We start from the raw sequence: 21,968 nt of genomic DNA on the forward strand, positions 1-21,968 counted from the left end.
GCGTTATGAATACACCAATTAAAATTGCTATAAATGGTTTTGGAAGAATTGGCCGAAATTTGTTTAGGTTATTGATCAACCACCCTACTATCAAAGTAGTTGCTATAAACGATCTTGCCGATGCGAGAACGCTAAGCCATTTGTTAAAATATGATAGCATTCATGGGGTATTACACGATCAGATAACGTATGATGAAAACCATATCATAGTCAACACATTATCAATACCGCTTTTAAATCAAAAAAAACCAGAAAACTGTAACTGGAAATTACATGATGTTGATATTGTTATAGAATCTACAGGTAAGTTTAAAACCAGAGAAGATGCAGAAGCACATCTTAAAGCGGGTGCTAGTAAAGTAATTCTATCTGCCCCTCCTATCGAAGACAGCATCAAAACTATTGTGCTAGGAGTTAATGATCATATCATTGAGCAATCAGACAGTATCCTCTCTAATGCCTCCTGTACTACCAATAACGCCGCACCAATGATTAAGGTTATTAATGATTTATGTGGTATTGAACAAGCATACATTACCACGGTGCACAGCTACACAACAGATCAAAGTTTACATGATCAGCCTCATCGTGATTTAAGAAGAGCCAGAGCAGCTAATCAATCTATTGTTCCTACTACTACAGGAGCTGCAAAAGCATTAACCAAAGTATTTCCAGAACTCAATAGTGTCATTGGTGGTTGCGGTATAAGAGTACCCGTGCCTAACGGATCTTTGACAGATATTACATTTAATGTTAAAAAACAAGTTTCTATTTTAGAAATAAATAACGCTTTTAAAAAAGCATCAGAAACATATCTTAAGGGAATTTTGGCATATACAGAAGACCCCATTGTGTCTATAGATATTATGGGAAATCCACATTCTTGCGTGTTTGATTCTTTAATGACTTCTTCTATCGGAAAAATGGTAAAAATCATCGGTTGGTATGATAATGAAATCGGATATAGCAACAGAATTATCGATTTAATTATCAACATTTGTAAGAAATAACTATCTTAGTTGAGATATTTTAAAGAACAAATGCCGACCCAAATCAAATTTTTAACCGTAAAACTTTTACTTCTTTGTTGCTTTCTTAGTGCTTCTCAGACAAATGAACACTTAGAAATTAGCCAGACTAACAATCCTATAGACAAACACTTAGATAACGCTTCTGTTGCTATCACCCAAGCCAAGCTAGAATCTGCATTGGTAAGTATTATAAAAGCCAAAGAACTTGCCATACAAGAGAAGGATAAAACCTACATTGCCAAAACAAATATGGTACTTGCTAGGCTCTATAGAGAACTAAGAGATCTCAAAAAAGCTGAGAAGCAAATTCATCAAGCCATAAACATATTAAGAAACAAAGATGATTATGCCTCATTAACTTGTTCTTATGCAATATATGGATCTATAGCCATACAGCTTAAAGAACATGAAATAGCAACCAAAGCATTAAACGAAGCGCTTTTGATTGCAAAAAAACATGATATCAAAGACAAGATCGGTATTATAAAATTAAATCTAGGGTTTTTGGCTCTCTCTAAAAATCAGCCAGAACTAGCTATTCAATATTTTAACAGTGGTTTACCGGTCATAAACTCGTTTAACCAAAACTACTCTAAAGCCAAACTCTACATCAATAAAGCCAGGGCTCAATTAGCATTAGATCATCCCGATAAAGCAAAAGAAACAAATGATCTGGCAATGCAAATTGTAAACGAGAAAGGATATACCGAAATTCGATCAGAGTGTTATGAGCTATATAGTCAGATATATGAAAAAAAAGGAGAGTATCTGGTCTCCTTATCCAACCTTAAAGCCCACGAGAAAATAAAAGACTCGCTCTTTAACACGAAAAAAGAAATCATAGCTCAGGAAGCCAGTGCTAAGTTAAACCTAAACGAGAATAATGTTTTAATAGAAGAGCTAACCGAAGAAAATATTCAGCAGCAAAAATCTTTAAAATTAGGACGTTTAACAACCATCTTAAGCATTGCATTAATCACTATTTTATCTCTTCTAACTCTTTCGCTGTACAAGAACAATAATTTAAGAGCAAGAGCTAATGAGCTGCTACAAAATAAAAACACAGAACTCGTTTTAGCCAAAGAGAATGCAGAAAGAGCTAGTGAAGCCAAAGCACAGTTCTTATCCACAATTACTCATGAATTAAGAACCCCTCTTTATGCAGTTACAGGATTAACTCATCTTTTATTAGAAGAAAGCCCCACTCCAAACCAAAAAGAACATCTAAATTCTCTTAAATTTTCTGGAGAATACCTTTTATCACTTATAAACAACATATTAGATCTTAACCGATTAGAAGCAAACAAAGTAGAACTCGAAAACACTTCTTTTAATCTAAAAAAACGAATTAACGATGTATTGATTGCTTTAGGAAAATCTGCAAAGGACAGAAATAATAAATTGCATTACGAATTTAATGAGAAGATTCCTCCCAAATTAAAAGGCGATCCATTAAAAATTTCTCAAATCCTAATAAATCTTATTGGTAACTCTATAAAATTTACTCAAAACGGTAACATTTGGATTCGCGTTAACTTATTGAGCAAAACAAAAAATAAGGTACACCTTACTTTTGAAATTGAAGATAATGGTGTTGGTATTTCTGAAAAAAAGCAATTAAGTATTTTTGAAAACTTCACACAAGGCTCTGTGCAGATAAACAGAAAGTTTGGAGGTACTGGATTAGGTCTATCTATTGTCAAGAACTTATTATCATTAATGAATAGTGAAATTAGACTTGAAAGTGAACTAGGAAAAGGTTCAAAGTTTTTATTTGATCTAGAGTTCGAAGTATATGAAGATCTAAAAACGGATTATACAGAAGAAGCCAAAAAAATTGACTATGACGTAATGGCTAACAAGCACATATTAGTTGTAGAAGACAATAAAATCAATCAACTCATCACACGAAAAATACTTGAAAAAAATAATATTACATGTGATGTTGCTGACAATGGAGACATAGCAATCAACAAGGTCAAAGAAAATTCATTCGATTTGATTTTAATGGATATCCACATGCCGGGAATTAGTGGAATCGAAGCCACCAAACAAATTAGAACCTTCAATCTTAACATCCCTATAATAGCATTAACAGCCGTTACATTAGATGATAATCTAGATGAATTTTACAATAATGGTTTTAATGATATTATCCCCAAACCATATAAGACAGAAGAATTTTTCTCTAAGCTTCACAAAGCACTCATCAAAAAACAAGTAATAGAATAATATTAGCATAATACTTGGTTATAAACAGATAACAAAACTTTTTTAAAGAGTTTTTATTCGAGTTAACCAAAAGCAATAAAAAAAATGAGATTGATATCAATCTCATTTTTTTATATAATCAATTATAAGGTTCTTAAAAAGATCTGATTCACTTACAAATTTAACTTCGATAGGCTGATACCATAAGTTAATGTCAGGCGCGTCTGTGATTAATCTCATATAGTCTTTTTCTGTAGTGACAATAAAAGGAAGTTTTCTTAGCTTCTCCAACTCTGTATTTGTAAAATTATGATGATCAGGAAAACCTATATGATCAAATTGTAACCCTAATGACTTATAATAATTTAACAAAGGTGTTGGATTTGCAATACCAGTAACCAAAGTAAAAAAAACACCTCTTAAAGCATCGATTGATTTTTCTCCAGATTTACTTATAATTTGTTTTTTATAATCAATAGAAGTAAAAAATAAATATTGTCTCTGCTGCAAATTTAAACTCTCTTTAATTCGCTTTCTTTCCTCTTCAGAAATCTCTATTGGAGATTTGGTTACTATAACAATATCTGCTCTTTTTGCTCCATTTCTAGGCTCTCTTAATCCTCCGGTAGGCAATACAATATCGTTGACATAAAGATCACTATAAGTAGTGAGTAATATATAGATTCCCGCATTTACTTTACGGTGCTGAAATGCATCATCCATTAATACAAGCTCTGGTTGTGGGACCAATTCTCTTAATTTGGCAATACCATTACGTCGATCTGCATCCACAGCAACAGTTACATCAGAAAACTTTTTTTTGAATTGCAATGGCTCATCCCCTACTTCTATTGCTTTAGAAAGCATCGTAACTTCATGAAAACCTTTAGTACTTCTTTTATATCCTCTACTCAATGTTGCAAGGTTCACACGATCCTTCAATACTTCTATCAAATATTCGATCATTGGTGATTTTCCAGTTCCGCCCACGCTTAAGTTTCCAACAGCAATTATTGGAAAATCATATGCTACAGATTTCTTAAGTCCCAAATCATATAGTTTGTTTCGCACCCATACAATTATGTAATAGAAAGGCACAAAGGGCAAAAGAAGTTTTCGTAGTATATTTATCATTGATATTAATTTTTAGGCTTTCGATAGATACAGCAAAAGTATAAAAACGAAACTTTGATTATTGATAAAAGTTTTTTTACATTCAATTTGTACTATTTCCAAAATAATTGCCATTATTTTGTCGAAGTAGTTTATATCTTAATTCAATCATAGAAACCATATATACAATGCAAATAAAAGAAGTTATTAATTATCTTGAGGAAATGGCCCCAAAAGCATACGCAGAAGATTTTGATAATGTTGGGCTTTTGGTAGGAAATACTGAAACCACCGTAACGGGAGTTTTGGTAACATTAGACACCTTAGAAAACATTGTAGAAGAAGCTATTGAGAATAATTGTAACCTAATTGTAAGCTTTCACCCAATTATCTTTAAAGGGATTAAAAAATTTAACGGAAGCACTTATGTCGAAAGAGTCATTATGAAAGCAATTAAAAATGACATTGCGATTTTTGCTATTCATACAGCACTAGACAATGCTTACAATGGCGTTAACGATATGATTTGTGAACAATTAGCACTAAAAAATCGTAAAATACTTATTCCCCAAAAAGGAACTATTAAAAAGCTGGAGACTTTTGCCCCTACAAATACTGCCAACCAGGTACTTAATGCTTTATTCGAAGCTGGAGCTGGTACTATAGGTAATTATAGTAATTGTAGTTTTTCATCTGACGGAACAGGTACTTTTAAAGCTTCAGAGGATGCCGATCCCGTAATAGGTAACATTGGAGAGATACATCAAGAAAAAGAAACTCAACTACAGGTAACTTTTCCCAAGCATTTAGAAAAGAATATTCTTGATGCACTTCTCAAGCAACATCCTTATGAAGAAGTTGCCTACGAAATCACAACATTAGAAAACAAAAACCAACATATAGGAATGGGTATGATTGGTGAATTAGAAACACCAATGAATGAACTAGATTTTTTAAAACACTTAAAAAAAGTTTTTAATGTTGGCTGTATAAGACACTCTGCTTTACTAGAAAAACCCATTAAAAAAGTTGCCGTTTTAGGAGGAAGCGGAAGCTTTGCTATAAAAAATGCTATCCAAGCTAAAGCTGATATTTTCATTACTGCTGATTTAAAATATCATCAATTTTTTGAAGCCGAAAAAAAATTGATTCTTGCCGATATTGGACATTATGAAAGTGAACAATACACAAAAAACCTAATTGTTAGGTATCTTAGAAAAAAAATCAGTAATTTTGCAATCATTTTATCGGATAAAACCACCAATCCAATTCAATACATATAAAATATGGCAAAGAAAGAAGTTACTGTTGAGCAAAAATTAAGAGCATTGTATGATTTGCAATTAATTGACTCTAGAGTTGATGAGATTAGAAACGTAAGAGGAGAATTACCTTTAGAGGTGGAAGATCTTGAAGATGAAGTAGCCGGATTAAATAAAAGATTAGAAAAGCTTACCACGGATCTTGACACCATAGCAGATGGTATAAAGTCTAAGAAAAATCTTATTGAAGAAGCTAAAAATCTAATCAAAAAATACGGAGAACAACAGAAAAACGTTCGTAACAATCGCGAGTATAACTCTTTAAGTAAGGAAATTGAATTTCAGGAATTAGAGATTCAATTAGCAGAAAAGCACATCAAAGAGCATAAGGCACAGATTACTCAAAAGAATGAAATCATAGAGCAAACTAAACAAAAGCTTTCTGAGCGCAATCAGCACTTATCTCATAAAAAAGGAGAGCTGGATGCTATTCTTGCTGAAACGGAAAAAGAAGAACAGTCATTGATAGCAAAATCAGAAGACTTTCAACAAGAAATTGAAGAGCGTCTCATCGCTGCATACAAAAGGATAAGACAGAATGTAAAAAATGGATTAGCCGTTGTACCTATAGAGCGTGGTGCGTCAGGAGGATCTTTCTTTACCATTCCACCTCAAGTACAAATGGAGATAGCTTCTCGCAAAAAAATCATTACAGACGAACATAGCGGACGTATACTAGTTGACCAGGAACTAGCAAGAGAAGAAAAAGAAAAAATGCAAGCTCTTTTTTCTAAGTTATAATTAGAGCATATACACATACAAAGCCTCAGTTTTACTGAGGCTTTTTTGATTAGACCAACTAACCATGAACCACATTCTTATTATAGGTTTCGTTTGGCCAGAGCCCAATTCTACAGCCGCAGGGCAAAGAATGTTACATCTCATACAATTATTTTTATCCCAGAACTGGAAAATTAGTTTTACAAGTGCCGCATCCTATAGTGACAAATCAATCGATTTAAACACATTTGGTGTTACCACATTTTCAACAGAAATTAACAACAATGTTTTTGACAATCAAATCAAAGAACTCAATCCAGATATTGTTGTATTTGATCGCTACATTACAGAAGAACAATTTGGATGGAAAGTATCTAAGCATTGCCCTAACGCCTTAAAAATACTTAATACAGAAGATTTACATTGCCTTAGAAAAGTACGACAAGAAGCATTTAAAAACAACTCTATTTTCGATGTCAAAAGACTATTTCAAAGCGATATTGCAAAAAGGGAAATTGCAAGTATTTATCGATGCGACCTTTCTTTGATGATTTCTGATTATGAATTATCTCTACTTCAAGAACATTTTAAAATAGACGATAGCTTACTTTTTTATTTACCGTTCCTATTCGACCCTATAAAAAAAGAAAACAAACAAAATTGGCCAAATTATGAAAATAGGCAGCATTTTGTAACAATCGGAAATTTTAAACACGAACCTAACTGGAATAGCGTACAATATCTAAAAGAAACCATATGGCCTTTGATAAAAAGAGAACTTCCAAAAGCAGAACTTCATATATATGGAGCATACCCACCTACCAAAGCTAACATGTTACATGCCCCTAAAGAAGGGTTTCTTGTAAAAGGCTGGGCAAAAAGTGCCTCCACTATAATGTCTCAAGCACGGGTTTGTCTTGCTCCACTACGCTTTGGCGCAGGAATCAAAGGAAAATTGACCGAAGCCATGCTTAATGGTACTCCAAGTGTAACAACTAACATAGGTGCCGAAGGAATGTTAGGATCAGAATCAGACTGGAATGGTTTCATCACAGATGATCCAGATTCATTTGCAAAAGCCTCTATACACCTCTACAACAACAAAGAGATCTGGAAGCAGTCTCAACAAAATGGCATCGAAATCATTAACACACGTTTTCAAAAAGAACAATTCTGTACAAACTTTATAAACACCATTTTAACTCTTCAAAATAATCAAACCAAACACCGTGATAACAATTTTATCGGCAGCATGTTGCAATATCATTTTTTAAGAAGTACCGAGTTTATGTCACGATGGATCGAAGAAAAGAACAACAAGACGCAAATCTAAGCCTTCTATTTTTTATTAAACAAAAGGATTTCTTGTAGTTTCGAATCTTTAACACTCGATCTTTGATACACTAGTTAAGAAATTTCACCCTTAAACAAAATAAAGAACAAGGTGTTCCCTACTTAATCAAAGCTATTCTTACACCAAATCACATATGTGTACGAAAAATCATACATCAAAAATTTTGCGATTAAAACTGCTTTTTTACGAAGCTCATAAATAGTTTTCGACAACATACATACTTTTATTTGGTCAGTTTTTAAATAAAAACGCTAAAAACACTTCTCTTGTAACCAAATCTCTGTCGAAGCATTAATTATCAATGTTTTAACTTTCAAAAATAGCCAAACTCATCCTCACGCTAGTATTACAAGCGACTCACAGCAATATTACCTAAACTATCATTTCTCAAAAAAAATTATATCAAATTAATTGCTAAAATTTTTAACATTTATTTTGCATTTCACAGATAAAAATCATACTTTCATCTGACAATTTTCACACTTAAACGATTATTTAATATCTCAACCCTATGTAAACCCATCAAAACCTACCCCTAAACATGAAAAAAGTACTACTAACCCTACCCCTAATCATCTTATCCATATGTATCCATGCTCAAGAACAAATGAAGCACACAAAAAAGAGCTATATCAATGAAAAAGGCGAATACCATGTACAAGTAGATCTACCAATTTACCTATTTATTTCTACCAATCCAGATCTTAAAGACGGGCATAAACTAACAAGTGCAAAAACCCCCCAATTTGCAAATCCAATGTACCTTGACGGACATGGAACGCATTTTGTTAAACACACCGATAACGTAAAACCCATACCCGAACACGATGTCACTTTCGAAGTACACGCAGATGGTATTGCCCCAGTTTCAAAGTTAAATTTTCTAAACACGAATAGGTATCAGACCGGTTCACAAACATTCTATGGCCCTGGTTTAAATGTTGAAATGACTTTTTCAGATGAAATGTCAGGTATTCAGGAAAAGTACATCTCTATAGATAAAAACAATTTCAAACAATATACACAACCCGAAAACATAACTACCGAAGGAAAACACAACATTCAAGCTTATGCCGTAGACAATGTTGGAAATGTTGAAGAAACAAAGGCTATAGATTTCACTTTAGACATCAGCGCACCTAAGACCACGATTACCTATAAAGGATCTAAAGTAATGGTTAACGGAGAACAAATAATAAGCCCAAAAGGAAAGTTCTCCTTAAAATCAAAGGATAATCTTTCAGGAATCAGCAAAACTTATTACTCCTATGACGGAATTGAAAAGAAAATTCGATACAACGGAGATCCTTTATACATAAAATCATTTAATGAAGGAAGTCACTCTATTGAGTACCACTCTGTCGACAATGTAAAAAATGAAGAAGGTAAAAAAACAGAAAAATTCTTTCTTGATAAAACCGCACCTGAAGTTAACTTTACTATAAAATCAGATAAACACGTTACAAAACAAACAACTTTCGTTTCAGACAGAACTAGATTGGTATTAACCGCACAAGACAATAAAGCTGGTTTAGAGGAGATATATTATGCATCAGAAGGAAATGAATACATCAAATATACTTCAGAAATTAAGATTACAAAAAACACCAGTGTATATGCATATGCTCTAGATAAAGTAGGAAACAAAGGAAAAGCGCTAAGTAGCCAAACTTTCTACCATTTAGACAATACTGCTCCTAACATTTCTCATAGATACGATGGACCAAAATTCTTCACAAGAGACACTATGTTTATTAGAAAAATCACTAAAGTAAAACTATCAGGAACTGATCAGGAATCTAGATTAAAACAAATTGACTACACTATTGACAACACAAGCAGTAAAGCATATTCTTCTCCGTTCACTGTTGATAAAAATGGATTTCACAAAATTAATTATTCAGGAACCGATAATGTAAACAATAAAACATTAGATGACTTCTTTTTTGTAGTAGACAATGAAGGTCCTAAGGTTCATATTCATTTTGGAAGCGAACCTCTAGGGTTTAAAAAAATAAGAGATAAAGAAATTAAAATCTATTCGAGACACAGCAAGCTATATCTTGCAGGAACAGATAACGCCGTAGGTACCGACAAAATATACTATAGCATTAATGGTGGACCAGAATTTGTTTATACAAACCCACTAAAAAACTTTACTACAGGCAAAAATTACACCATAGAAGTAAGAGCTATAGATTTCTTAGGAAACGACGACACTTCTATTATAGAGTTTTCTGTAGAAGAATAAGAAGTACCACTTCATCTTTCTCACATTTAAAAAGAAGAAAGATTAAAGTTCTAAAAAACTATTTAAACAAAACTTTTAGCACATAAGAAAAGCCTTCCTAAATATTAGGAAGGCTTATATATTTTCAATACCACGTACTTTCTTATAAAGAAGCTACGTGTTTTGCTAATTGCGATTTTAAGTTAGCGGCTTTATTACTGTGAATAATATTATTTTTTGCCAACTTATCTAACATAGAAACAACCGTAGGAAACAAAGCTTCTGCTTCTTTCTTATCTGACTCGCGCAACTTTTTAATCGCATTACGAGTAGTTTTATGTTGGTATCTGTTTCTAAGACGTTTTGTCTCGTTACTTCTAATTCTCTTTAATGCTGACTTATGATTTGCCATCTTTCTTTCTATTAATTTCTTAACTATAAAATTGTAGCCCGTAGGGGAATCGAACCCCTCTTACCAGGATGAAAACCTGGCGTCCTAGCCGATAGACGAACGGGCCATGCTTCTTTTTTTAAGATTGCAAATGTATAACTTTCACTTTACATTTACAATAAAAAAAATTTAATCTTCGTAGCCCGTAGGGGAATCGAACCCCTCTTACCAGGATGAAAACCTGGCGTCCTAGCCGATAGACGAACGGGCCTTGTTTGCCTAATTGCGGATGCAAAAATACAACTATTTTTCAATCACGCAAGTGTTATTTTATTTTTTTTTTAAGCTTAATACGCCTTTGCAAATAACACCCTGATATTAGATGGTTTACCACTATACACACAAACACCTTTTTCTTCTTTTTGATCAAAAGGAATACAACGAATTGTAGCTTTTGTCAATTCTTTGATTTTCTCTTCTGTTTCTATAGTACCATCCCAATGCGCAGCTATAAAGCCTCTTTTATTTTCTAAAACTTCCTTAAATTCATCAAAAGTATCTACTCTGGTAATATGCTCATCTCTATAAGCTGTTGCTTTGTTATGCAAATTAGTTTGCATTTCTTCTAATAAAGAATCTACAGTAGTTACCACATCGTCTTTAGACACAAATTGCTTTGATAATGTATCGCGTCTCGCTAGCTCTACTGTTCCTTTTTCCAAATCTTTTGGACCTATCGCAATTCTAAGAGGAACTCCTTGTAACTCATACTGTGCAAATTTTGCTCCAGGCCTATAGGTATCACGATTATCATATTTCACAGAAATCCCTTTAGCTCTTAAATCGCCCACCAAACTATTAGCAACTTCAGAAATTTGCTGCAATTGCTCTTCTCCTTTATAAATAGGTACTATCACCACTTGAATTGGAGCTAATTTTGGAGGTAGAACCAAACCGTTATCATCACTATGCGTCATTATCAATGCTCCCATTAGACGTGTAGAGACCCCCCATGAGGTAGCCCATACATAATCTTGCTTTCCTTCTTTAGAAGTAAATTTAACATCAAAAGCTTTTGCAAAATTCTGTCCTAAAAAGTGAGAAGTTCCAGCTTGCAAAGCTTTTCCATCTTGCATCAAGGCTTCGATACAATAGGTGTCTTCTGCACCTGCAAAACGCTCACTTTCTGTTTTTCTTCCTTTTACAACAGGAATTGCCATAAACTGCTCAACAAAATCAGCATATATGGTATTCATTTGTTCGGTTTCTGCAATAGCTTCTGCTCTTGTCTCGTGAGCCGTATGCCCTTCTTGCCACAAAAACTCTGCTGTTCGAAGAAATAAACGGGTACGCATTTCCCATCTCACTACATTTGCCCATTGATTTACCAAAATTGGTAAATCCCTATATGATTGTATCCATCCTTTATAAGTATTCCAGATAATTGCTTCAGAAGTAGGGCGAACAATTAATTCTTCTTCTAGCTTTGCATTAGGATCCACAATTAATTTAGATGAATCATCGGGGTCTGTTTTTAATCTATAATGTGTTACAACTGCACATTCTTTTGCAAAACCCTCTGCATTTTTTTCCTCTGCCTCAAACAAGCTTTTGGGCACAAATAATGGAAAATAAGCATTTTGGTGCCCCGTTTCTTTAAACTTTTTATCTAATTCGGCTTGCATTTTCTCCCAAATAGCATAACCGTATGGTTTAATTACCATACATCCTCTTACCGCCGAATTTTCGGCCAAATCAGCCTTAACGACCAATTCATTATACCATTTTGAATAATCTTCACTACGTTTTGTTAAGTTCTTGCTCATAATCTGCTATTTGGCACAAATATTGCTGCTTTGTTAAATATAATTTAATTAGCGCAAAACTAACTAAATTTGTAATGTCCAACAATAAAATAAAAAGATATGCAACTTAAAAATTATTTTCAGAGAAGTAGAGTGCTAGGAATCTTCCTGGTAACCTCTATGTTTATGTTGATGTCTTGTGGTTCGTATGAATATGTACCCTACAACGACGGTATCTATTCTAATGAAGTAAATCAAAGCATACCAGAAAAACAAGCAAATACTACAGAAGAAAAATCAGGTTATTACTCTAGTTATTTTTCTGAAAAATCAGCTCAAATAGATAACGCTCTTCAGGACGATGAAGTTTTTACAGATATAGATTCTTATACTGGCGGTGATTATGATGCCGAAAACACTCCTGTTGAAGGACTAAATTATGAAGTTGGACAGCCTTCCTGGGGTAGTAACCCGACCCAGGTAAGCGTAAATTATTATAATACAGGATGGAATAACTGGTATGGCCCAAGGTGGGGCTGGAACAACTGGTATGGACCAAGATGGGGTTGGAACAACTGGTACGGCCCAAGATGGGGTTGGAATGTTGGTTGGGGCGGATTTTATGGTCCCAACTGGGGCTTTAACTGGGGAAACCCTTATTGGAATAATGGCTTTTATTGCCCTCCATTTTATAGTAATAGGTTCTATGGAAGAGGTGGATATTTAGCCTACAACAGAGGATCTCGTTACGGATATTCTACAAGAAGCAGAAATTACTATTCGAGATCAAGAGGCACTTACAGCAGAAGCAGACAGGGTTACTCAAGAAACTCACGAACGAGAGCTACTAGAAGTAGATCATCTAGCCCTTATTATAATCGCTCATCTAACACAAGAACAAGATCCAGAAGCAATTCTTCTTCGACCAGAAGTAGAACATATACTCCTTCAAGATCCAGAAGCAATAACTCATCATCTAGAAGCAGAACGTACACTCCTTCAAGATCTAGAAGTAATAATAACTCTGGATACTCTAGAAGTAGAAGCGGTTCATCTAGAAGCAGTGGTTCTTATAGATCTGGAAGTAGTAGAGGTAGTTCTAGAAGCAGCGGTACAAGAAGTAGAGGCCGTGGAGGAAGAAACTAATTACTTTTTTACCAAATTAACAAGTCTAACTCCTAATACTCAAAATACTATTTTGGGGGATCAGTAATTCAAAACATCTAACGAATGAAAAAACTATTTACACTTATAATAGCAGCATTTGCTATGCCCTTTTTAAACGCTCAGGACATTACTGATGCATTGCGATACTCCCAGCAAGATATATTAGGTACAGCACGATATAGAGGAATGAGCGGTGCCTTTGGAGCGCTAGGAGGAGATTTGTCTGCCTTACAGATCAATCCGGCAGGATCTGCAGTATTCCTAAACTCATATGGCTCTGTTACCTTATCGACAAATCGTATTGATAACGATGCACTATATTTTAGTAACTTTAGGAATCGTACTTCCAGAAACTTGAATTTTGGTCAATTAGGTGCGGTTTTTATTTTTAACAATACTGATCCCGAAGCTCCAGGAGTCAATAAGGTATCTTTAGGTATTGCTTATGATCAAACTACCGATAATGCAGATAAGCTATTTACAGCAGGGCGTAGTTCTAATTCTATTGATAGTTTTTTTATCAATGAAGCTCAGGGTCTTCCATTAGGGTTAATTTCAAGAGCATCAGGAGAATCAATTGATGGACATTATAGCTTTTTAGGAGAAACAGAAGGTTACCGTGCTCAGCAAGCATTTTTGGGGTATGAATCTTTTATTGTAGAACCTACAGATGATTCAGATCTTAATGGCACCACCTATACATCTAATATAGGTGCAGGTGTTTATGATCAAGAATACTCTTATGAAAGCACCGGAATAAACGGAAAATTAACCATCAATGCAGGAGCACAGATAAATAAAGATTTTTATGTAGGAGCTAATCTTAGTTCGCATTTTATCAATTATGATAAAGTATCAGAATTTTTTGAAGGCAACAACAACGCAACCAGTAACATAAACGAAGTACTCTTTACCAACCGACTATCTACCATAGGAGGAGGGTTTTCTGCTCAAATAGGAGGTATTGCCAAAGTTTCTAAAATGGTACGAGTAGGTGCTTCTTTTGAGTCACCCACATGGTATTATATCAGAGAAGAAACTTCTCAACGATTAGAAACTTTTAGTGATGCCGATGGAAGAACAATTGTTAATCCAGATGTTATTAATATATTTCCAGAATATCGATTACGAACTCCGGGAAAAGCAACTGGTAGCATCGCTTTTCTGTTCGAGAAACAAGGACTTATTAGTATTGATTATTCTTATAAGGACTACACGACTACTAAATTAAGTTCTGACGAAGGTGCCGATTTTTCTGCACTAAACACAGAAATAGACACTAATTTACAAGGTGCTTCTACCATTCGCATAGGAACTGAATGGAGAAATGGAAACTGGAGTTTTAGAGGAGGATATAGTTTTGAAGAAAGTCCCTATAAAAATACTGCAATTCTTGATGACAAAACAGGGTATTCTATTGGGGGAGGTTATAATTTTGGCAAATACAAATTCGATGTCACATATAACCAAACATCACAACAAAGATCAGAAACATTTTACCCAAACTCTGGTTTTGGCAATACGGCATTAATAGATACAGAAACACATAGCCTAACATTTACATTAGGAATGAATTTTTAGACAATCCTAAATTGTTATCGTATTAAGGAAAAACTACCTGCAAAGACCCTTCTTCTCATGTTAGGGTCTCTGGGTTCGTTAAATTCTACCCTAAACCAGTATTCTGAAGAAGGCATATTCACTCCGTTATAGGTACCATCCCAGCCTTCACCTCCCGGTATTAACTGTTTTAATAGCTTACCGTGTCGATCAAAAATATAGATCAAAGCTGTCGGCTGATCCTGTATGTTAATAAGACTCCAACTATCATGAAAACCATCTCCGTTAGGTGTAAAATATTTTGGGTACCCTAGAATAGAGATAACCATTGTTCTTACCTCACTAGCAGGACAATCTCTATATCTCGCTATGATAAAATAATCCCCTGGCGGAACATCTGAAAACACAGGTGACGACTGAAACGGTCTATATTCTATAAAGCCATTTCCAAAATTTCTATCCAATCGATATTCAAAATCATCAAATCCTGCGGCTGTTATCTCTGGTGTGGCTGTTACTTCTGCTGTAAGCGTATAACCACCCGCAAAAGATTCTTCTGCAATACTATAATCTACAGAAACTATGGCATCAGATACATCTAAAACAACCAAAGAATCTGGAGAGTCTGGCACTTCTCCGCTTCCATCAAAACCACTAAGTTGATATACTCCCTCTGTAGTTACCTCTAAAAAAGGTACAGTTGCCCCTGCAATAGGCACAAAATTGGTTGTTCCCACATCTGCCCTATCCCACTGATATGTTAAAGCTCCAGGAAATCTTCCTTCTATGGTGACAGGAAATTCGCCGCAAGTAGCCACGTCTGCCCCTACACCAGGTTCCAGAATACTACAATCTGTAGTACCCGCATTGGCATCGTTAAGATTGGTTTGTTCTAATTGAATTACCCCTTCTTCATTTGCAAAATTGGTAATTAGTATCATATAGTACTCCCCAGATAATGCATTATTAATGGTAAAAGTTTCTGTAAATATGCCGTCATCTGGTGTTCTGGCATAACTACAATCTACAATATTTGTATTATCTTCATTATTTATATAAAATAATGGATCATCTACATTATTTACACATTCTGCAGGGCGAATATTTTCACCGTCCCCATTAAGATCACACCCTGTAGATAAATCATCTTCACAATTAATATAAGAAGTTGGTAAAGGTCCCCAGGCAATAAAATCTACATCTAGTTCTCTTTCTCCATTATCCAAATTACTATTAGCATTACTATCTACCCATTGATGAATATCAAATACCAAATCCCCAGGTTCATCAATACGAATAAAATACCATGCGGGATTAGGAGTTGTATTTAAACACCCTATCTCACCAAGGCCATCCAGATCTTCTATAGTATTAGGAAAAGTTAGTTCCATCGAGGCATCAGAACAAAAAGGTTGAGCTGTTCTACAAGCCACATCAAAATCCTGAGCAAATAATGAAAAATGACATAAGCAGGCAAAAAGCAAGTACGCGGAAATCTTAGGGGGTAATTTCTCCATCTTCATAAGTGTTATAACTATGTTTTTTGTTATACACTGAGTCAACAAACTTCTTACTATCAATTTATTCATGTTTTATTTTCAACAAAACATCTTAAAGCTCTATGAACCAGTGGTTATTATTCAATTTGGGAATTAAATATACGTAATCCCTTTTAAAACGTAAAATCAACATAATTCAAAAACCTCGTAAAGCCAATTTAAACTTAAACTCTCATAGGTCAAATGGCAAAAATGAATGTAAAAAAATAGGGTAGGATCTTAATTAATCGTCCTTTAAAATAGAATGATTCGTAACTATCAAAAAAAATGAAAAATAAATTTTTAACCAATTATTATTACATAGCTATACTAATATTTGCATCCTTCTATTTTCAATCATGCACAAATGATGATGGCGATGATAACCTTACAGATAGCAATGGATATACAAAAACGGTAATACCATCAAACATCAAAGATCTTTACCAAGCAATTGGCCCTGAAACTAGTGAAACTATAATAGTATACTCACACGGTGGCCCTTCCGAGAAACTTGAAACAGAAGATATTGAAGAAACTCAATTCAATAACTATTACAGAGTTTATGTAAAACAAGCACAACACATAAACCCAACCATAAATGCTAATGAAATCACTTTTGATCAAGCAATTGAGGAAGGTACTATTTCTTCAGAGATTTTTTATAAAGTGCTTCGGCATTTTAAAACTGAAGGAAAAACGGTCATTGCAATGTCACACTCTTTAGGATCTTTTATTATTCCGAATGTATTAGCTACAAAACCAAATATAGCAGATAAAGTAGTCCTAATGGCTGGTAGATTAGACATTCCAGACATCGTGTGGAAAGGGTTTAGAGATGGTAATCTATATAGTTTTTCTAATGGTATTACACCAATAAAAAATGACATGCCTTCCCTAACTGGAAGTGAGTTATCCTTTACAAGGTTACAAGCAGGTCTTGGAAAAAATAGATATACCCAATTATTAGACAAAAAAGACTTAAAAAATGTGATTTATATCTATGGAGAAAAAGATGAAGCTGTAGGAGCATTAACAAATCAAGAAATCGAATTTCTTAAAAATAAAGGCGCAACCTCCATCCTAATAGAAGAAGGTGATCATGGCTCAATGTTTCAACCAAACAATCTAGACAATATTCTTACAGAAATACATAAGTAACCTCGATTTTATAACACCTAAACTATTCATACGCCTTAAGAACCCCATAAAATGTGTCTTTTATTTACAACTATAAAACACGGGGTTCTCAGGGTATTTTTCAATCCGACTTTCGGTTATCAGATAATTGTAACACCTTTTAATATAAACTCAGCAATTATAGAAATAAAACAAATTTTATAGTTTTTTTAAAACCATAAAGAAGGCATCAGGATGATAGCGTTGGTCGCAATATCTCTTTCTTTTAGTAACTGATTACAAGAATAAAAAAAGGTGAAATTATAGAGTAAGTTATTCACGAGTTACAACAATAAATCAATTCTAATACGCTTTATGATTAAAAAATCTATTACATCTTCAAACTACGACAAACACTGATGTCGTACTTAGTTTTTAATGAACCATAGCGATACTATGCTAAAATCAGGAAAGCTTAAGTATTTATGGTACATCAAAACTTCATAACAAAGTTCCAATTCTTACGACAGGTTTAACATATATTTTAATCTACAGGAATTGTTTAACATAGCTTTGACCAACTAAAACAACAAAATTGTATCTTTGCAGCTTATTATGTTGATCGATAAAAAAAACATTGATCAATAACATTAAAAAAGTATGAAGTTATATTGTATCCGATAGCTGTGGTTACATTATACTTCTTTTCTTTTTACAAAAAACTGTAATGAATATTTAAATTTTGAAGTGTGAAAATTGACAAGGATCTTGAAGCAATCGAAGCATTAGGAGATAATCATGTAGCAACAAGTGCTACTACCCCTCTTAGAGAAGATGCTTTCAAACTTAGTGATAGTGAAAAAATTGCTTTGATTAGAGAAGATGTAAAGCATATTCTGGAGACTTTGGGACTTGATTTAACAGATGATAGTCTAAAAGGAACACCACAACGTGTTGCAAAAATGTTTGTAAACGAAATCTTTTCAGGATTACATCCCGAAAGAAAACCAGACGCCTCAACATTTAACAATAACTACAACTATGGTGAAATGCTTGTAGAGAAAAACATCACTGTATACTCTACCTGCGAGCACCATTTACTCCCTATCGTAGGGCGCGCTCATGTAGCTTATATTTCTAATGGAACCGTAGTTGGATTATCCAAAATGAATCGTATCGTAGATTATTATGCAAAAAGACCTCAGGTACAAGAACGTATGACGATGCAAATTGTTCAGGATCTTCAAGTTGTTCTGGGGACAAAAGATGTAGCTTGCGTTATCGACGCAAAGCACTTATGTGTTAACTCTCGAGGAATTCGCGATATCGAAAGTAGTACTATTACCAGTGAGTTTGGTGGTAAATTTAAAGAAGACTCTGTACGTCGAGAATTTTTGGATTACATCAAATTAGACACCTCTTTTTAATTTCGTTTTTAATTATCAATCACTAGCATTATCATAGATTATGGCAGCAAATTCGTTGTACAAAACACAAGAATTAAAAATTTACAATTCTATATCAGGGCAGAAAGAAGTATTTATTCCCATTACAGAGGGTAATATAGGTATGTATGTATGCGGCCCAACGGTATATAGCAATGTACATTTAGGAAACTGCCGCACATTTATTTCTTTTGACCTTATATACAGATACTTAAAATATCTTGACTATAAAGTTCGTTATGTACGAAATATTACTGATGCTGGTCATCTTGAAAACGATGCTGAAGAAGGTGAAGATAAGATTGCAAAAAAAGCGCGACTTGAACAACTAGAGCCAATGGAAATCGTACAAAGATACACCTTAGATTTTCATCAGGTAATGGATAAATTCAACACATTTCCGCCTAGTATAGAACCAACAGCAACCGGACATATTATTGAACAAATAGAGATTGTAAAAACAATTATAGACAATGGTTTTGCCTATGAATCTAATGGCTCTGTATATTTTGATGTGGTAAAATTTAACGAAAGTAATGATTACGGAAAGTTAAGCGGTCGTAATGTTGAAGATATGATTGCCAATACACGTGAACTAACCGCACAAGATGACAAGAAAAATCCACAGGATTTTGCGCTATGGAAAAAAGCAGAACCGCAACATATCATGAGATGGCCTTCTCCCTGGAGTGATGGCTTTCCTGGTTGGCATCTGGAATGTACCGCAATGAGCACCAAGTACCTTGGAGAGCGATTTGATATTCATGGAGGAGGAATGGACTTAAAATTTCCTCACCACGAATGTGAAATAGCACAAGGCGAAGCTGCATGTGGGCAAACCCCAGTAAATTACTGGATGCATGCTAATATGCTTACGCTTAATGGCAAAAAAATGTCTAAATCTACAGGAAACACAATCTCTCCTGACGAATTATTTTCTGGAAACAACGATATTCTTAACAAAGCTTTTGATCCAACTATTGTAAGGTTCTTTATGCTACAAGCGCATTACCGAAGTATTTTAGATTTTTCGAATGATGCATTAGAAGCTTCTGAAAAAGGATACTACAAGTTAATGGATGCGATACAAACATGTAATTCTCTTCCTACTGGTAACAACACAGAAGGTTTTGATGTGCAAGTCTGGAGACAAGAGTGCTACAACGCGATGAACGATGACTTTAATAGCCCTATATTAATCGCTAAGCTATTTGATGCAGTCAAATTTATCAATACCGTTAAAGAACAAAAAGCAACGATATCTATAATCGATCTTGAAGTATTAAGAAAAACTATTTCAGATTTTTCTTTTGATATTTTAGGTTTGACAGATTCTAACTCTACATCATCTGATATTGGGGATAAACTTTCTGGTACCGTAGAATTACTGATTAACCTTAGAGCAGAAGCAAGAATCAATAAAGACTTTGCCACTAGTGACAAAATTAGAGATAAGCTTCTTGAAATTGGAATTCAGCTTAAAGATGGTCGAGAAGGCACCACTTTTTCTTTAAATTAAAGTTATTTGGCCACCAAAGTTACCATAAAGCAAATTATTACTCTTCCATTTATTGGATTGGTACGAATATACCAACGCGTAATTTCCCCTTTAACGCCAGCAACATGCAGATATCAACCTACATGCTCTCACTATACCGTAGAGGCATTACAAAAGCATGGTTTGCGTAAGGGAGGTATGCTCTCGATAAAACGAATATTTAGCTGCCACCCTTGGGGAGGAAGCGGTTATGACCCTGTTCCTGAAAAAAAAGAAAAAGCTCCCTGATTTTTTATTGCAATAAGATATTTTTTTAAAAGAACATTTTTATTTTAGTTAATATTTCTTAACTCAACGATTATAGTTTAAATACCTATATTTACTTCCACAAAAAAACAATCGCACACATGATCTTATCAAAAATTATCTGGAACCCTGCAGAAGGAATAGATCTCGGTTTCTTTGTCATACGATTTTACAGTCTAATGTTTGTAGTGGCATTTTCATTAGGCTGGTATTTGATGAAAAAAATATATATCCGAGAAAATGTTTCTATAGAAAAACTAGATTCTATTTTTATATATGCTGTCGTAGCCACGCTACTAGGAGCACGTCTAGGTCATGTTTTCTTTTATGATTGGGATTATTATAAAAACAACCTACTAGAGATTATTTTACCTTTTAGATTTAAACCAACATTCGAGTTTATTGGATTTCAAGGATTAGCAAGCCATGGTGCCGCAATAGGTATAATCATTGCCATGTACTATTACGCTAAAAATGTAATTCACAAACATTTTTTATGGGTACTAGACAGAGTTGCTATTCCAGCTTCTTTTGGCGGAATATTTGTGCGTTTAGGAAACTTCTTTAACTCTGAGATTATTGGTAATGAATCTGGAGATTCTGTATTTGGTGTTAAATTTATACGGGATGGATTAAGCAAAAGTGAAGTGGTTAGAGAAACGGGAATTAAAAACATAAACAAGGCCTATACCGCAATTGTTGAAAATCCCCAATTTTCTGCTATAGTAGACGCTGTCCCTTATCGTCACCCTGCGCAATTGTATGAAGCATTTGGATATGTTTTTGTATCCATAATCCTATGGTTTACTTACTGGAAAACTGATAAGCGAAATCATCAAGGTTTTCTTTTTGGATTGTACTTAATTCTTATCTGGATTGTACGATTTACGGTAGAATTTGTAAAAAAGAGTCAAGGCGGATTTGAAGATTCATTGGGACATGTTTTATCTACTGGACAATGGTTAAGTATCCCCTTTATTATAGCTGGTTTTTATTTTGTTATACGATCAAGAAAAAAAACAAACTACGAATAATTTTATAGGGTTACCCATTTAGTTCGCAATGGTTTTTACTTGTTTGATAGTAACAGGCTGATGCATTACACATCGCTCTACTATTTTATCGAGTATTGATACTCTGTGATTTCTTCGGTTAAAT

Annotated in this window: 17 protein-coding genes and 2 tRNA genes; 13 read left to right on the forward strand and 6 right to left on the reverse strand. The window is 34.2% G+C overall.

Annotated elements, in window-relative coordinates; all coding sequences use genetic code 11:
* Positions 1 to 5 precede the first annotated feature (5 nt).
* Together gap and ABW636_RS15990 are read left to right on the forward strand one after the other, a co-directional pair.
* Complete coding sequence (gene gap / locus ABW636_RS15985) at positions 6 to 1,010, forward strand: type I glyceraldehyde-3-phosphate dehydrogenase (protein ID WP_367591068.1); 1,005 nt, start codon at positions 6 to 8, stop codon at positions 1,008 to 1,010.
* A 30-nt stretch (positions 1,011 to 1,040) separates the two neighbouring features.
* Positions 1,041 to 3,263: a response regulator gene (locus ABW636_RS15990; protein WP_445012694.1), complete on the forward strand. Its 2,223-nt coding sequence runs from the start codon at positions 1,041 to 1,043 to the stop codon at positions 3,261 to 3,263.
* Between the two features lie 102 nt (positions 3,264 to 3,365).
* Here the strand turns inward: ABW636_RS15990 and lpxK are convergent, their stop codons facing one another.
* Positions 3,366 to 4,376: a tetraacyldisaccharide 4'-kinase gene (gene lpxK, locus ABW636_RS15995; protein ID WP_367591070.1), complete on the reverse strand. Its 1,011-nt coding sequence runs from the start codon at positions 4,374 to 4,376 to the stop codon at positions 3,366 to 3,368.
* A 167-nt stretch (positions 4,377 to 4,543) separates the two neighbouring features.
* On the opposite strand from lpxK, the gene ABW636_RS16000 reads away from it, so the two are divergent.
* The 4 genes from ABW636_RS16000 to ABW636_RS16015 all read left to right on the forward strand — a co-directional run bounded on the left by ABW636_RS16000 (position 4,544) and on the right by ABW636_RS16015 (position 10,002).
* Positions 4,544 to 5,638: a Nif3-like dinuclear metal center hexameric protein gene (locus tag ABW636_RS16000; protein WP_367591071.1), complete on the forward strand. Its 1,095-nt coding sequence runs from the start codon at positions 4,544 to 4,546 to the stop codon at positions 5,636 to 5,638.
* A 3-nt stretch (positions 5,639 to 5,641) separates the two neighbouring features.
* Positions 5,642 to 6,418 carry a zinc ribbon domain-containing protein gene (locus tag ABW636_RS16005; protein WP_367591072.1) on the forward strand — a complete coding sequence of 259 codons (777 nt, stop codon included), beginning with the start codon at positions 5,642 to 5,644 and terminating at the stop codon, positions 6,416 to 6,418.
* 64 nt (positions 6,419 to 6,482) lie between these two features.
* Positions 6,483 to 7,730, forward strand: coding sequence for a glycosyltransferase (locus ABW636_RS16010; RefSeq protein ID WP_367591073.1), 1,248 nt, complete (start codon positions 6,483 to 6,485; stop codon positions 7,728 to 7,730).
* A gap of 562 nt (positions 7,731 to 8,292) precedes the next feature.
* Entirely contained in the window at positions 8,293 to 10,002 is a 1,710-nt protein-coding gene (locus tag ABW636_RS16015) for an OmpL47-type beta-barrel domain-containing protein (RefSeq protein ID WP_367591074.1), read from the forward strand.
* Between the two features lie 142 nt (positions 10,003 to 10,144).
* Here the strand turns inward: ABW636_RS16015 and rpsT are convergent, their stop codons facing one another.
* The 4 genes from rpsT to proS all read right to left on the reverse strand — a co-directional run bounded on the left by rpsT (position 10,145) and on the right by proS (position 12,198).
* On the reverse strand, positions 10,145 to 10,393 hold the full coding sequence (gene rpsT, locus ABW636_RS16020; protein ID WP_367591075.1) for a 30S ribosomal protein S20: 249 nt from the start codon (positions 10,391 to 10,393) through the stop codon (positions 10,145 to 10,147).
* Between the two features lie 34 nt (positions 10,394 to 10,427).
* Positions 10,428 to 10,499: transfer RNA gene (locus ABW636_RS16025), tRNA-Glu, on the reverse strand.
* 72 nt (positions 10,500 to 10,571) lie between these two features.
* A tRNA-Glu gene (locus ABW636_RS16030) sits at positions 10,572 to 10,643 on the reverse strand.
* A gap of 76 nt (positions 10,644 to 10,719) precedes the next feature.
* Positions 10,720 to 12,198, reverse strand: a complete 1,479-nt coding sequence (gene proS / locus ABW636_RS16035; RefSeq protein WP_367591076.1) for a proline--tRNA ligase — start codon at positions 12,196 to 12,198, stop codon at positions 10,720 to 10,722.
* Between the two features lie 99 nt (positions 12,199 to 12,297).
* Between proS and ABW636_RS16040 the strand changes: the two genes are divergently transcribed.
* Both ABW636_RS16040 and ABW636_RS16045 read left to right on the forward strand, forming a co-directional pair.
* The gene (locus tag ABW636_RS16040; protein ID WP_367591077.1) at positions 12,298 to 13,323 is read left to right on the forward strand and encodes a hypothetical protein; all 1,026 of its coding nucleotides are present in this window, start codon (positions 12,298 to 12,300) and stop codon (positions 13,321 to 13,323) included.
* 84 nt (positions 13,324 to 13,407) lie between these two features.
* On the forward strand, positions 13,408 to 14,925 hold the full coding sequence (locus ABW636_RS16045; RefSeq protein ID WP_367591078.1) for an OmpP1/FadL family transporter: 1,518 nt from the start codon (positions 13,408 to 13,410) through the stop codon (positions 14,923 to 14,925).
* A 14-nt stretch (positions 14,926 to 14,939) separates the two neighbouring features.
* Here the strand turns inward: ABW636_RS16045 and ABW636_RS16050 are convergent, their stop codons facing one another.
* The gene (locus ABW636_RS16050) at positions 14,940 to 16,421 is read right to left on the reverse strand and encodes a T9SS type B sorting domain-containing protein (RefSeq protein WP_367591079.1); all 1,482 of its coding nucleotides are present in this window, start codon (positions 16,419 to 16,421) and stop codon (positions 14,940 to 14,942) included.
* A 309-nt stretch (positions 16,422 to 16,730) separates the two neighbouring features.
* On the opposite strand from ABW636_RS16050, the gene ABW636_RS16055 reads away from it, so the two are divergent.
* The 5 genes from ABW636_RS16055 to lgt all read left to right on the forward strand — a co-directional run bounded on the left by ABW636_RS16055 (position 16,731) and on the right by lgt (position 21,844).
* Positions 16,731 to 17,603 (forward strand): hypothetical protein, encoded by an 873-nt coding sequence (locus tag ABW636_RS16055; protein WP_367591080.1) that lies wholly within the window; start codon positions 16,731 to 16,733, stop codon positions 17,601 to 17,603.
* A gap of 707 nt (positions 17,604 to 18,310) precedes the next feature.
* The gene (folE, locus tag ABW636_RS16060; protein WP_367591081.1) at positions 18,311 to 18,988 is read left to right on the forward strand and encodes a GTP cyclohydrolase I FolE; all 678 of its coding nucleotides are present in this window, start codon (positions 18,311 to 18,313) and stop codon (positions 18,986 to 18,988) included.
* Between the two features lie 40 nt (positions 18,989 to 19,028).
* Positions 19,029 to 20,525: a cysteine--tRNA ligase gene (cysS, locus tag ABW636_RS16065; RefSeq protein ID WP_367591082.1), complete on the forward strand. Its 1,497-nt coding sequence runs from the start codon at positions 19,029 to 19,031 to the stop codon at positions 20,523 to 20,525.
* Between the two features lie 6 nt (positions 20,526 to 20,531).
* Positions 20,532 to 20,792 (forward strand): membrane protein insertion efficiency factor YidD, encoded by a 261-nt coding sequence (gene yidD / locus ABW636_RS16070; RefSeq protein ID WP_445012692.1) that lies wholly within the window; start codon positions 20,532 to 20,534, stop codon positions 20,790 to 20,792.
* 119 nt (positions 20,793 to 20,911) lie between these two features.
* The gene (gene lgt / locus ABW636_RS16075) at positions 20,912 to 21,844 is read left to right on the forward strand and encodes a prolipoprotein diacylglyceryl transferase (RefSeq protein ID WP_367591083.1); all 933 of its coding nucleotides are present in this window, start codon (positions 20,912 to 20,914) and stop codon (positions 21,842 to 21,844) included.
* Positions 21,845 to 21,968 lie beyond the last annotated feature (124 nt).

The sequence above is a fragment of the Aquimarina discodermiae genome, from assembly GCF_040786235.1.
In the GTDB taxonomy this organism is placed as follows: domain Bacteria; phylum Bacteroidota; class Bacteroidia; order Flavobacteriales; family Flavobacteriaceae; genus Aquimarina.